Source organism: Buttiauxella sp. WJP83, from assembly GCF_027594725.1.
Classification (GTDB): Bacteria; Pseudomonadota; Gammaproteobacteria; order Enterobacterales; family Enterobacteriaceae; genus Buttiauxella; species Buttiauxella selenatireducens.
Genome location: NZ_CP110080.1, coordinates 3,946,781 through 3,960,010, shown reverse-complemented (window position 1 = coordinate 3,960,010; position 13,230 = coordinate 3,946,781). Strand labels below are relative to the sequence as shown.

10 protein-coding genes are annotated in these 13,230 nt (G+C 50.6%); 8 read left to right on the top strand and 2 right to left on the bottom strand.

Annotation, left to right across the window (positions count from 1 at the left end; genetic code table 11):
* Positions 1-160: 160 nt before the first annotated feature.
* Positions 161-1,648 (bottom strand): outer membrane channel protein TolC, encoded by a 1,488-nt coding sequence (gene tolC, locus OH773_RS18295; RefSeq protein ID WP_270140735.1) that lies wholly within the window; start codon positions 1,646-1,648, stop codon positions 161-163.
* Between the two features lie 211 nt (positions 1,649-1,859).
* Between tolC and nudF the strand changes: the two genes are divergently transcribed.
* The 8 genes from nudF to OH773_RS18255 all read left to right on the top strand — a co-directional run bounded on the left by nudF (position 1,860) and on the right by OH773_RS18255 (position 8,884).
* Positions 1,860-2,492 carry an ADP-ribose diphosphatase gene (nudF, locus tag OH773_RS18290; protein ID WP_270140733.1) on the top strand — a complete coding sequence of 211 codons (633 nt, stop codon included), beginning with the start codon at positions 1,860-1,862 and terminating at the stop codon, positions 2,490-2,492.
* A 2-nt stretch (positions 2,493-2,494) separates the two neighbouring features.
* Positions 2,495-2,917 (top strand): DUF1249 family protein, encoded by a 423-nt coding sequence (locus OH773_RS18285; RefSeq protein WP_183272713.1) that lies wholly within the window; start codon positions 2,495-2,497, stop codon positions 2,915-2,917.
* Between the two features lie 25 nt (positions 2,918-2,942).
* Positions 2,943-3,770: a 3',5'-cyclic-AMP phosphodiesterase gene (gene cpdA / locus OH773_RS18280; protein WP_270140730.1), complete on the top strand. Its 828-nt coding sequence runs from the start codon at positions 2,943-2,945 to the stop codon at positions 3,768-3,770.
* On the top strand, positions 3,770-4,345 hold the full coding sequence (gene yqiA / locus OH773_RS18275) for an esterase YqiA (protein ID WP_270140727.1): 576 nt from the start codon (positions 3,770-3,772) through the stop codon (positions 4,343-4,345). The genes cpdA and yqiA overlap by 1 nt, the downstream gene beginning before the upstream one ends.
* A 44-nt stretch (positions 4,346-4,389) precedes the next feature.
* On the top strand, positions 4,390-6,285 hold the full coding sequence (gene parE, locus OH773_RS18270; protein ID WP_270140725.1) for a DNA topoisomerase IV subunit B: 1,896 nt from the start codon (positions 4,390-4,392) through the stop codon (positions 6,283-6,285).
* Positions 6,286-6,581: 296 nt separating this feature from the next.
* Positions 6,582-7,457, top strand: a complete 876-nt coding sequence (gene nanK / locus OH773_RS18265) for an N-acetylmannosamine kinase (protein ID WP_270140723.1) — start codon at positions 6,582-6,584, stop codon at positions 7,455-7,457.
* Positions 7,458-7,491: 34 nt separating this feature from the next.
* On the top strand, positions 7,492-7,962 hold the full coding sequence (gene nanQ / locus OH773_RS18260; protein ID WP_270140721.1) for an N-acetylneuraminate anomerase: 471 nt from the start codon (positions 7,492-7,494) through the stop codon (positions 7,960-7,962).
* Positions 7,963-8,002: 40 nt separating this feature from the next.
* Positions 8,003-8,884, top strand: coding sequence for a MurR/RpiR family transcriptional regulator (locus OH773_RS18255; protein WP_270140719.1), 882 nt, complete (start codon positions 8,003-8,005; stop codon positions 8,882-8,884).
* A gap of 39 nt (positions 8,885-8,923) precedes the next feature.
* On the opposite strand, the gene OH773_RS18250 is transcribed toward OH773_RS18255, so the two are convergent.
* Complete coding sequence (locus OH773_RS18250; protein WP_270140717.1) at positions 8,924-13,192, bottom strand: autotransporter outer membrane beta-barrel domain-containing protein; 4,269 nt, start codon at positions 13,190-13,192, stop codon at positions 8,924-8,926.
* Between the last annotated feature and the right edge of the window lie 38 nt (positions 13,193-13,230).

Below are 13,230 nucleotides of genomic sequence, written 5' to 3'. Positions count from 1 at the left end.
CTGAGCCCAAAGGAATGAAGCTAATATTGTGCTTAGAATAGGGGATGAATGGTTGAAATTAAAGCGATGACGGGCACCAGGAGGGCGATCTTTACGTTGCCTTACGTTAAATGGCTCAAGTTGTGATGGGGGCGTAGAGTCACGCCCCCAAATAATGTCATCAGTTACTGAACGGGTTAGCTGATTTGCTGCTGGTCGCTGAAGCTGGAGTCGCTTTAGCAGGTGTTGCAGTAGCAGTTGTTGCTTCGGTATCCGCTGAATAACCATCTGCACGAGCATTCTGGTCTGGCGTTTCTGGAGCGACATTGTCTGCAGTCGTTGATACGGGTTTACCCAGAGTTGCATTCAACGCAACAAGATCCTGTTCGTTAAGCGTACCCAGTGCTGACTTAATATTCAGCTGGTTGATCAGGTAGTTATAACGAGCGCTGGAGAGCTGTTGTTTAGCGTTGTACAGAGTCGTGGTCGCATCCAACACATCAACGATGGTACGAGTACCAACGGAATAGCCCGCTTCCATTGCATCTAAAGAGCTTTGTGCAGACACAACCGCTTGTTTATAGGCGTTGATGGTACTGATTGACGCATTCACGTTGTTAAACGAAGAGCGGACGGTTTGCACTACGCTACGATGCGCACTTTCAAGCTGCTCACTCGCGCCAACAAAGTTGTATTGCGCTTGTTTCACCTGAGAGTTCACCGAACCACCGGTGTACAACGGCAAGGAGAAGTTCAGGCCGATTTTATTCTGGCCCATATCGCTGTCATCGTACTGAGAGCTATTGGTTTTAGAACCGCTGTAGGTGGTATTGGAAACACCCGTCGATGCAGTCAAACCTACGGTTGGCATGTGGCCAGTTTCTGCGAAGCGAATTTGCTCGCGAGCCAGGTCCTGAGACAAGCGTGCTTGCAACAATGCCAGGTTACGTTTTTCTGCTTCTTTCAGCAGATTATTCACGCCATCAGGCTTGTTGGTTTTGAAGCCGTCAACATTCAGCGATGCCAAAGACGGATAGTAATTGCCCGTCACCTGGCGCAGCGTTTCTACCGCGTTATCCAGATTGTTTCGTGCAGTGACTTCGTTTGCCAATACGTTATCGTATTGCGCACGGGCGTTCTGTACGTCGGTAATGGCTACCAGACCTACGTTAAAACGCTGAGTGGTTTGATCCAACTGACGATAAATAGCCTGTTTCTGTGCTTCTGTGAAGGACAGTGCATCAATGGCGCTCAGCACATTAAAATAGGCTGTTGCCGTATTCAGAATCAGGGTTTGTTGATCAGTCTGATAAGTGACATCTTGAATACCTGCTGATTTCTCTTGCAGGGTCAATGCACGCCATTTCGACATATCAAAAATGGTTTGCGTCAATTGCAAAGAGGCACTCGCCGCTTTGGAGTCGATGCCATTCGCATCACTATAACCATTGGTGTATTCATAATCAGCACCAAGGCCGAGTTGTGGCAGTAACGGGCTACGTGCTTCGTTAATTTTTTCGAATGCGGCATCACGGTCAGCAGCGGATTTGCGCAAGTCCGGGTTGCTTAAACGTGCCTGCTGATAAACCTGCATCAGGTTTTCTGCCTGGCTCATGGCACTGAAACCCGTTAGGCTCAGACCGATAAGAATTGGGAGCAGTTTCTTCATTTGCATTCCTTGTTGTGAAGCAGAAATAATTTGTTAGCGCTGACAAGAGCCGGAAATGATCGCCGATTTTAGCAGAGTCCGCCAGCAGGGGCGCTTGGCGTAATGTGCCATTGACCCTTAATTTTCATCAATCTATCACATAGGAAATGAAACGGCAGACAAACTGGCTTGAAATTGCCCATTTCATAACCATTAAAATCAGGAAATCATTATGACTAAGCAAAACGATCAACTCGTCACATTAGCCAAAAACGATGTTGAAATTATTGCACGGGAAACACTTTATAGTGGTTTTTTTTCGCTGGATCTTTATCGATTCCGCCATCGCTTGTTTAATGGCGAAATGAGTGGTGAGGTTTGTCGCGAAATTTTAGAACGCGGGCACGCTGCAGTACTGCTACCCTATGACCCTGTGCGAGATGAAGTCGTCTTAATCGAACAGATTCGAATTGCCGCGTATGACACCAGCGACAGCCCGTGGTTGCTCGAACTGGTTGCGGGGATGATTGAAGAAGGTGAGAGTGTCGAGGACGTTGCTCGCCGCGAAGCCGTTGAAGAAGCAGGAGTGATTGTCGGTCGCACTAAACCGGTCATCAACTACCTGGCAAGCCCTGGTGGAACCAGCGAGCGTTTATCGATTCTTGTTGGGGAAGTCGACGCAACAACCGCGAAGGGCATACATGGTCTGGCAGATGAAAACGAAGACATTCGTGTTCATGTCGTGAGCCGGGAACGGGCTTATCAGTTAGTAGAAGAAGGGAAAATCGACAACGCGGCTTCAGTCATCGCAATGCTTTGGCTGCAATTGCATCATGAGAAATTAAGAGAAGAGTGGAACAACTAAACATGAAGCGCTATACACCTGACTTCCCTGAAATGATGCGTCTGTGCGAAACCAATTTCGCCCAACTACGACGCCTGCTTCCTCGTAATGACGAAGTGGGCGAAAAAGTCACTTATCAGGTCACTAGCGCTCAATATCGACTCTCTATCCTTGAGTCGACTCGTTACACCACACTTGTACAAATCGAACAAACTGTCCCGGCGATCAGCTACTGGAGCCTACCATCGATGTCGGTCAGGCTTTATCATGACGCCATGGTCGCGGAAGTGTGTTCAAGTCAGCAGATCTTTCGTTTCAAAGCACGATATGATTATCCTAATAAAAAGTTGCATCAACGTGACGAAAAGCATCAAATTAATCAGTTTCTAGCCGATTGGCTGCGATATTGTTTGGCGCATGGAGCGATGGCGGTTCCGGTTTGTTAGTGAGGGTGAAACCTAAGGACACCATTTGGAAAGCCTGTTAAATCTTCCTGTGGCCGGTGGGGGCCAGATCAGGATCTTGCAAATTACAGATACCCACCTGTTCTCTGGAAAGAACGAAACGCTGCTTGGTATCAATACCTGGATGAGCTATCAGGCTGTTATTGCCGCCATCCTCGCCGAGCAGCGTCAGTATGACCTTATCGTTGCAACTGGGGATCTCGCCCAGGACCACAGTGCGCAGGCCTACCAACATTTTGTTGAGGGCATTGCGGAGATTCCTGCGCCTTGCGTTTGGCTGCCAGGCAATCACGATTTCCAACCTGCGATGTTTAGCTCGTTGCTTGAAGCGGGGATCTCCCCGGCCAAACAAGTTTTCCTCGGAGACAACTGGCAAATATTACTGCTCGACAGCCAGGTCTTTGGCGTCCCACATGGTGAACTGAGCGACTATCAGCTCGACTGGCTGGAGCGTAAGCTCGCCGGTGCGCCTGAACGGCATACGCTATTACTGTTGCATCATCACCCTGTACCCGCGGGTTGTAGTTGGCTGGACCAACATAGCCTGCGCAATGCCGCAGAGCTGGATGACGTTTTGCAAAAATTCCCGAAAGTGAAAACGCTGGTGTGTGGTCATATTCATCAGGAGTTGGATCTGGACTGGAACGGCAGACGAATGCTGGCAACACCGTCCACATGTGTGCAATTTAAGCCGCATTGCTCCAACTTCACTCTCGACACCATTGAGCCAGGCTGGCGTTGGCTGGAACTCCATCCCAATGGCGAAGTCACCACTGAGGTTTGCCGCCTGAAAGGTGCGGTGTTCAACCCAGATACCGCTTCAGAAGGGTATTGATGTCAACGCTACTTTACTTACACGGTTTTAATAGTTCGCCGCGTTCCGCTAAGGCCACCAGCCTTCAGGCTTGGCTTGCGCAGAATCATCCGCATATCAATATGATTATCCCGGAACTCCCGCCGTATCCTGCCGATGCGGCAGAGTTGCTGGAGTCGCTGGTACTCAAGCATGGCGGTGAACCGTTGGGAATTGTGGGCTCCTCTTTAGGGGGTTATTACGCCACCTGGTTGTCGCAATGTTTTACGCTACCGGCGGTCGTTGTAAACCCAGCGGTACGGCCTTTTGAATTGCTCGTCGATTATCTTGGCCAGAACGAGAACCCCTACACCGGGCAGCAATATGTGCTAGAGTCACGCCATATTTACGATCTTAAAGTCATGCAAGTTGACCCGTTAGAATCGCCAGATCTCATCTGGTTGTTACAACAAACGGGTGACGAAGTGCTTGATTACCGCCAGGCAGTGGCGTACTACACCCCCTGTCGGCAGACGGTAGAGTCCGGTGGCAATCACGCCTTTGTAGGCTTCGAAGATTATTTCACACAGATCGTCGACTTCCTTGGCCTGCATTAAGGCCTGATGTCGAATTCCTGTTTCGCAATCTGAACGAATAAACCATGACGCAATCCAGTTATAACGCCGATGCCATTGAGGTACTCACCGGGCTTGAGCCTGTTCGCCGCCGTCCCGGGATGTACACAGACACCACCCGTCCAAACCATTTGGGCCAGGAAGTCATTGATAACAGCGTGGATGAGGCGCTGGCAGGCCATGCGAAGCGTGTTGATGTTATTCTCCATGCCGATCAGTCATTAGAAGTCATTGATGACGGGCGCGGCATGCCGGTTGATATCCATCCGGAAGAGGGCGTTCCGGCTGTCGAACTCATTCTTTGTCGTCTGCACGCGGGCGGTAAATTCTCCAACAAAAACTACCAGTTCTCTGGTGGCTTGCACGGCGTGGGTATTTCGGTCGTCAACGCCTTGTCAAAACGTGTTGAAGTGACGGTTCGCCGTGATTCGCAGGTTTACAGCATCGCGTTTGAAAACGGCGATAAAGTACAGGAACTGGCAGTCGTCGGGACCTGTGGCAAACGTAATACCGGCACCAGCGTTCACTTCTGGCCTGACGCTTCGTTCTTCGACAGCCCACGTTTTTCCGTTTCTCGTTTAAGCCATTTGCTGAAAGCCAAAGCGGTTTTATGCCCGGGTGTTGAAATCACTTTTACTGACAAAGTGAACAATACCGAGCAGCGCTGGTGTTATCAGGATGGCCTGCAAGATTATTTGAGCGAAGCGGTAAACGGCCTGGCTACACTGCCGGAATCACCCTTTGTTGGAAACTACGCGGGTGAGGTTGAGCAAGTTGACTGGGCGCTGTTATGGCTGCCAGAAGGCGGTGAACTGCTGACAGAAAGCTACGTTAACCTGATCCCAACCATGCAAGGCGGTACCCACGTCAATGGTCTGCGTCAGGGGTTGCTTGATGCGATGCGTGAATTTTGCGAGTACCGCAACATTCTGCCGCGCGGCGTGAAACTCTCCGCAGAAGATATCTGGGAACGTTGCGCCTACGTGTTGTCGGTGAAAATGCAGGATCCGCAGTTTGCTGGGCAAACCAAAGAACGCCTGTCATCACGTCAGTGCGCAGCCTTTGTTTCCGGTGTGGTGAAAGATGCCTTCAGTTTGTGGCTGAACCAGAACATTCAAATTGCGGAACAACTCGCAGAACTGGCGATCTCCAGCGCTCAGCGCCGTATGCGTGCCGCCAAAAAAGTGGTGCGTAAAAAGCTGACCAGCGGCCCGGCATTACCCGGAAAACTGGCTGACTGCTCCGCGCAAGATTTGAGTCGTACTGAACTGTTCCTGGTCGAAGGGGATTCCGCAGGCGGTTCTGCTAAACAGGCTCGTGATCGTGAATATCAGGCGATCATGCCGCTGAAAGGTAAGATCCTTAACACCTGGGAAGTCTCCTCCGATGAAGTGCTTGCTTCGCAAGAAGTGCATGATATCTCGGTGGCGATCGGCATCGATCCTGACAGCGAAGATCTGAGCCAGTTGCGCTACGGCAAGGTCTGTATCCTTGCGGATGCGGACTCCGATGGTCTCCACATTGCAACCTTGCTGTGTGCGTTGTTCGTACGTCATTTCCGCTCGCTGGTTCGCGGTGGTCACGTTTATGTTGCGATGCCACCGTTGTACCGTATCGATCTTGGCAAAGAAGTCTACTACGCGCTGGATGAAGAAGAGAAAGCGGGTGTGCTTGAGCAACTTAAACGTAAGAAAGGGAAACCGAACGTGCAGCGCTTTAAAGGGCTGGGCGAAATGAACCCGCTGCAATTACGTGAAACCACGCTCGATCCTAACACTCGCCGTCTTGTTCAGCTCACGATCGACGATGAAGATAACGACAAAACCATGGCAATTATGGATATGTTGTTAGCGAAAAAACGTTCTGAAGATCGTCGCAATTGGCTGCAAGATAAAGGCGATATGGCGGATATTGAAGTCTAATTACCGCTTTCGGATAAATGTGATCAACGCGATTCAGCCGTTGATCACATTTTCCCGCTTTGCAAAACCCTCATGTTCCTTCTCGCAATTCCTGACTCCCTTCACATTTTTCCAGTTTGTCACTTGAATGGCTCATACTCCGTCCGCTACTCTTTTTTGGAGTTAAACTTCATTGAGGTTTATAAGGCGGAGCAAAATGTCACTATTAGCCAGGTTAGAACAACGTGTGCGTGATTGTGGGGAATTTACAGGCCCCAGCTACTGTTTCAGCGACGCCAATAAGCGCGGAGAAACCAATGAACACACTTGCCATTGATATCGGCGGCACCAAAATGGCCGCAGCGCTTATCAACGATGAACATAAAATTTTCCAACGTACCGAAATTTCCACACCTGCAAATGCCGCGCCGCAAGCCCTTGAGCAAGCGTTAGCCCGGTTGGTTGACGTTTATCAGGGACAAGCTCAGCGGGTGGCGGTGGCATCCACCGGGATTATCGACAAGGGCATTCTTACCGCGCTTAATCCCGATAACCTGGGCGGATTGAATCATTTTCCCTTGCAGGCGACGGTTGAAAAACTCACGGGGCTGCCGTGTGTTGTTCTTAATGATGCGCAGGCTGCGGCCTGGGCTGAGTATTGCTATCTGTCTGCTCAGTTTAAACATGTCACCTTTATCACGGTTTCCACGGGAGTCGGTGGTGGCGTTGTGGTAAATGGTGAGTTATTAACCGGCCCGTATGCATTTGCAGGTCATATTGGCCATATACAGGCCGATCCCAATGGCCCACTGTGCGGTTGCGGACGCGTTGGTTGTGTCGAGGCGATTGCTTCGGGGCGTGCGATTGCCGCCGCAGCCGGACATGAACTTGAGGGTAAAAACACTCGCGAAATCTTCGCTCAGGCTCAATCAGGGAATGTGCAGGCTCAGCAGTTAATGACGCGTTCAGCACAGGCAATTTGCCAGCTAATCGCCAATATCAAAGCTCTGCTGGATACCGAATGCATCGTGCTTGGCGGCAGTGTTGGCCTGGCTCAGGGTTATCGCCAACAGGTGGAGCAGCAGCTCGCACAATCTCCTGCGGCGTTCCAGATCCCGATTTATGCCGCGCATTATCAACACGATGCGGGGTTAATGGGCGCGGCACTCTGGTCTGAAAACCATTCAGCCTGAAACTTGATAAAACACGTGAATATAAGGTGACACTATGATTTTAGGACGAATTTCGGAGCTCACGACCCAGACCGGTATCGCCCCTCAACTACTGGCCATCATCAAGCAGGCGCTATCATTGCATCCAGAAACCTTAAGCCCCGGCCGACATGAGATCGACGGTGACGATATCTTTATGAATGTTATGGCGTTTGATACCGCAGATCCGCAAAGCAAACGTTACGAGCAACATCGCGAATATCTTGACGTTCAAGTGCTACTCAATGGGCAAGAGCGCATCGATTTTGGTCCACTTGGGTCAGTAATTGCACCGGATACTTACCATGAGGGTGATGATTATTTGCTGTGTGATGCCGTATCCCCTTGCCAGACACTGCATTTACAACCGGGTATGTTTGCAATCTTTCTTCCTGGGGAACCGCATAAACCAGGTTGCATCAGTGAAACGGCACAGACGATTAGCAAGGCAGTGATAAAAGTGCATTACCGACTTTTGCAGGGGTAAACTCTTTTCAATTTTTTATGAAATAAAGAAGCGGAAATTTATGCAGCCTCAAGCGCTACGCCTTAAACCTGGTAAAATCCTCGATACCCTTGGTGCGATGCAAAATAGCCTGACGCGTGTCTCTCAGCGTATCGCACACTATATTTTGACCTCACCACAGCAGGTGACTCAGTTCTCTATCGCTGAGCTGTCGCGCGAAACGCAGGCTGGCGAAGCGACCGTGATTCGTTTTTGTCGCACGCTTGGCTACAAAGGTTTCCAGGACTTTAAAATGGATTTAGCCATTGAGCTTGCCACCGCGGAGTCCGATAACAACAGCCCGCTGTTAGAAGGGGAGATTAACGAGTCTGATGATGCGCATACCATCGGGTTGAAGCTGCAAAGCACCATTAATAACGTGCTGTCCGAAACCCTAAATTTACTGGACATGAGCCAGGTCAGTGAAGTGGTTAAGGCGCTACGTACCAGTAACTCGGTGTATATTTTTGGTGTGGGTTCTTCCGGGATTACTGCCGAAGATATGAAGCATAAACTGATGCGTATTGGCATGCGGGTTGACGCTGTCACCAATAATCACTTTATGTATATGCAGGCCACCTTATTAAAATCAGGTGATGTCGCCTTTGCTATTAGCCACACCGGGCATTCCCCAGAAACGGTCCATGCACTTGAGCTTGCCAAACAAGCGGGGGCAACCACCGTGGCACTCACCCATAATTTGGGCTCACCACTGTGTGAAGTTGCCGACTTTAGTCTGATCAACGGCAACCGTCAGGGCATGCTACAAGGGGATTCGATCGGGACAAAAACCGCGCAGTTATTTGTGCTGGATTTGCTCTACACCTTGCTGGTACAAGCCGCACCAGAACAGGCTCGCGAAAGTAAACTGCGCACGATGGATGCTCTAAATATTGCAAAATAATGCCGCGTTAGCGGCATTAGACGGAGTGCAAACAACAAATCAGAACTTAATTTTCAAACCGACAATCCCGCCGTAATTGATGCTGTCACCTACAAACGACTTTTCAACGCTTAACGAACCGGCAATCGAAACTGACTTATTGATCTGATGGTCAACGCCCGCATTTAATTGCCCCCATGTTCCAGCGCTGTTGGTGACAAACGGTATGTCGCCTTGCTGAGAAGAGAAGGCTGTTTTGCTGTCTCCTCTGAACTCATGCAAGATCCCCGGGCGTAACCAGGCGGTCGTTCTGGTGCGTTCCTCTTTCACTTTTTTCTCGTCATCATGATTCCAGGTCTGATGGATACGCAGGCTGAGGCGGCCAGTCAGGGAATCTGCATTGCTGAATTTAACTGCAGATGCCTCGTCATGAGTGTTGTCCAGTTTCACCGTTGAGTAGATCAACTGCGCCTGAGGTTCGATAAAGCGCTGAACGTCAGTATCCGGCTGCCACGGATAACCCGCCTCCAGTGAAGCACTTAAACCATAGCCTTTGGTTTTCATTGGGCTGAGATCGGTGGGGCTGGATTCCACATACAACCGGTTGTACTGGGCGACGGCATCAAGATAACTTCCCGCTGGCGTAAAGTGCGTCCAGTAACCGCCCAGGCCCCACGATTTCACGGTATTGCGGCCTGCATTTTCACCATCGGTATGGGTGACTTTGCTGTCAATTTTACCGATGTTCCCTAGCACGCCGGCAAAATTAGAGCTCCCGTCATCCTGACTCTCGCGGTACAAATCAATGCCGAGCTGAATGGCATTCAGTGAAAAACGCGATTGCGGCCCATCAAAATCAGATTTCCCGTTTTTAACAATCACCCGACCCCAGCTCATATGCGGCGATTGTGTTGCCGCTGTGATTTTTTCCGGGCTGGCAAATTGTTCCCCGGTACGCTCATGCAGGCTATCAACCAGCATCCGGCTATACAGTAATGCCAGTTGAGGGATGTCCTGATACAGCGACGTTTCTGCCCGATAATCAGGCACAGCGACAGGTCGTTGAGAAGGCGCTGGCGTTGCGGGTGGAGCATTATCAGCTTCATTAATCGCAGGAGGCTCATCGACAGGAGGAACGCCCGGCTGTGGATCTGGATCGGGTGGCGGTGTTAGCTCGTTATCATCAATTTCCGGCGCAACCACTTTGTGAGAACGCAGATACCATGCTTCTTCATTGCTGTTATCGAGACTTGATCGGTAAAGTGAATATACGTATGGCCCCGCTTTTACCTTGTTAAGCAAATTGAAGGCTTCAGTTTCTGTTGTAGCCCCGCTTATCGCATCCACCACTTTAATGCCATTGCCTTGGGTTAGTGCGCCCTGGCCATCGGTATTGGTGATTTTCAGGCTGGTGGAACCATCGGCATGCCCACCGTCGATAACGAGCTGGTCGGTTGGGGAATTGTCGGCATGTAAGTGAGTATTTAACGCAATCGTTGCGTTATCGCCGTGGTAATTATTCACTTTCAGCGTTTTGTACTGATGACTTTCCGGCGCACTGAAATTGATAAGGCTTTGATTATTCGTTAATTGGCTAAGAACAGAATTGCCGGTCAAAAACCACAGACTGGTTTTGCTTAACGAAACGTCAGAGTAGGCATTGGCTTCCGTTAGCGCTGCGCCGGAAACGATGCTCGCCGACACATTTACGCTGGCATTACCTTGTGAAGCAGCGGGGCCATTTTGCACCTGCAACCACTGCTTTTCTCCGCTAACCCGGCTATTTTGCAGTTCAACATCGGCGAAGCCGGTGGTTTCAATACCGTGACCATGCTCGCTTGAAAGAATACTGTTATTTAAATTTGCCTGCCCCGTAAACGCAGCCGTGCCCTGTACGGCCAATGCTGCCGCGTTATCGCCGTGCGTTGAGGCAACCACATTATTGGCTTGAACCAGCGCTCCGTTACTGGCGAGTATGCCGTGAGATTGTGCGCCATCGGTCTTTATCACCGAGTCTTCGACCCTAAGCTCAGCCCCCGCTTCTGCCCAAAGCCCTCGGGAATTATCACCATGAGTCGTAAGCGTGACCCTATCCAGCGCCATCTCAGCCGTTTCGGTTTTATATTTGCGCCCAACGAACGCGCCAGTCGCATTATCTCCAATCGTCTCAACCGAAACATTGGTCGCGCTCAGACTGACACTGCCCGGTTTTGCCGCGCCAATTCCTGCATATAAACCGGTTGAACTCACGCCCTCGGTTTTGACCGACAAATTTTTCAGGATGATATTTCCTCCGTCATCGGCGGCGGCACCGTAAGCTTGATTTCCTTGTGTCAGCAGAGTGGTTCCTTCCACTGTGAGCAGTGAGCCTTCATTACGTGAAGCCAGCGCATGTGGGAAGGTGAGGTTGCTCTGAACCGGCGATCCATTTCCCGTTGTGGTGACGCTTCCTCCTATAACATTAACGATGGCACCCACGTCGGCAACGATGCCCATCGCATTATCATCACCAGAGGTTTTGATATGGCTATTCGCTATCGAAGCCGTTGAATTGGCGGTGGCAATTCCTGTGCTGTAGTTGCCGGATGTCGTGATATCCGAGGTGCTGACCAGCAGATGACTTCCGTTGGTCGCGCTGATACCGAGGCTGGATTTTTGCGTAGTGGTGACGTCGCTGTCTGTGAGTGTGAGCGAAGATCCCGTCCCCTGAAGCAAGATGCCCGGCCCCCATGGGCCAACGGCGTTATCGGGAGCCATGGTCTTGATTTGGCTGGAGAGGATATTGGCGGTTGCGCCGTTAATAATATTGACCCCAGAGCTGCGTGCTCCACGGGTTTCAATCGCGACGTTGTCCAGTTGAGCGTTAGAGCCCAGGCCTTCAACTGACACGCCGTGGCTTTGCATGCCCGTTGCCAGTATTGTTGAGCGTTTTAAGGCAAGGGATGCTCCGTCTATTGCTCTGGCCGCCGTTGATAGGGCACCCGCGCTGCCTGCTCCGCTGACATCAAATTTGCTGTTATCAAATGAAAGTAAGCTGCCAGCCCCTTCTGCCCGGACAGCCCCCTGATAATTTCCCGATACGTTAATCGTAAGATTGTTGCCCGTAATGGCGGCACCTGAAAGCGCGTGAAGGGCGGCGGTAGAAGCCGTGCTGGCGGCCCCTCCGGTACTGTCTATTTGGCTGTCTTGTAGATCAATCTGTGCGCTATTCTCCGCTCTCGCAGCGCTGGCACTTAGCGCAGAAGTGGTCAAATGCAGATTCTTCCCGCGAATAGACGTTGCGCTATCACTGGCCAGTAATCCGTGACTTAAACTCAATGTTTTTTCATTATCCAGCGGTGAGGCTGATGATAATCCAGCACCTGAGGTGCTTATGGTTGTTCCATCTTGCAGCGATACGCTCGCGCCATTGCGGGCCCAGACCCCGACGGCCCCTTTACCCGACGTCAGAATCGAACCGCCGGAAATGTCGCCGTCAGTTGTTGTGCCATCTAACAATAAGCCATGCCCGTAACTGCCGGTCGTCTCGACGGCTGTCTCTTTTAAAATTATCTTGCCACCGTTTTCTGCTTTGATTCCGTAAGCTGAAGCGCCAGTGGTGCGAATTGTGGCGTTATCTGAATTAAGGGCGCTGCTCTCTCCACTAACATAAACACCGTGGCTTCCGCCAGTAGTGGCGCTTCTGGCTCCCACCGTCTCGATTTTTGTATTTTTCGAAAGGTCTATTTTGCCGCCTTGTGTCGCGGAAATACCCACCGCTCCCCAGGAGTTTGTCTGCACGCTGGAATTATCCAGAGAGACCTGGGAGTGATCGCCTGATACCACAATTCCACGGTTATTATTTCCCTTAGCATTGCCGCCAACGGTTAGCTCGGTATTTTTCAGTGACAGTGATCCACCTGACTCTACGAACATCCCCGTCATATCACTGGCTGTTATAGCAACCCCGGCTCCTGTTTTTGGATCGAGAGCAACTTCCACTTCATACAACTCAACGCGGCTACCGCCAGAGACGTGTACACCGAACTGGTCTTTAGAGCCTGCGCCGGACACGGCATTATTTTTAATACTGCCCCGGCTCAGGGTGATGGTTCCCCCATCGCCGATTTTTATTCCGGCAGTATTTGCCACATTCATTTTTATCGTTTCATCTGAGTAAGTACCACGGGTGCAAATACCCACGCTTCCCGCGGTGTTGACCAGTCTCTCTGCATTTGCATCCACGCAGCCAAAACTCAATACACCTGCAACTATTCCCGCTGAGGTTTTAAGAATTATTTTGCGACGATTGTATTGATTATGTTGGGGAGATATCTTAATGATTTTCATTTTGAAGCCTCTATAACGTGAATATGTTTATTCATCGC

Coding starts and splice junctions, on each gene's coding strand:
- OH773_RS18250 (WP_270140717.1), bottom strand. CDS start 13,192: ATGAAAATCATTAAGATATCTCCCCAACATAATCAATACAATCGTCGC.
- nudF (WP_270140733.1), top strand. CDS start 1,860: ATGACTAAGCAAAACGATCAACTCGTCACATTAGCCAAAAACGATGTT.
- OH773_RS18255 (WP_270140719.1), top strand. CDS start 8,003: ATGCAGCCTCAAGCGCTACGCCTTAAACCTGGTAAAATCCTCGATACC.
- tolC (WP_270140735.1), bottom strand. CDS start 1,648: ATGAAGAAACTGCTCCCAATTCTTATCGGTCTGAGCCTAACGGGTTTC.
- OH773_RS18285 (WP_183272713.1), top strand. CDS start 2,495: ATGAAGCGCTATACACCTGACTTCCCTGAAATGATGCGTCTGTGCGAA.
- parE (WP_270140725.1), top strand. CDS start 4,390: ATGACGCAATCCAGTTATAACGCCGATGCCATTGAGGTACTCACCGGG.
- yqiA (WP_270140727.1), top strand. CDS start 3,770: ATGTCAACGCTACTTTACTTACACGGTTTTAATAGTTCGCCGCGTTCC.
- nanQ (WP_270140721.1), top strand. CDS start 7,492: ATGATTTTAGGACGAATTTCGGAGCTCACGACCCAGACCGGTATCGCC.
- nanK (WP_270140723.1), top strand. CDS start 6,582: ATGAACACACTTGCCATTGATATCGGCGGCACCAAAATGGCCGCAGCG.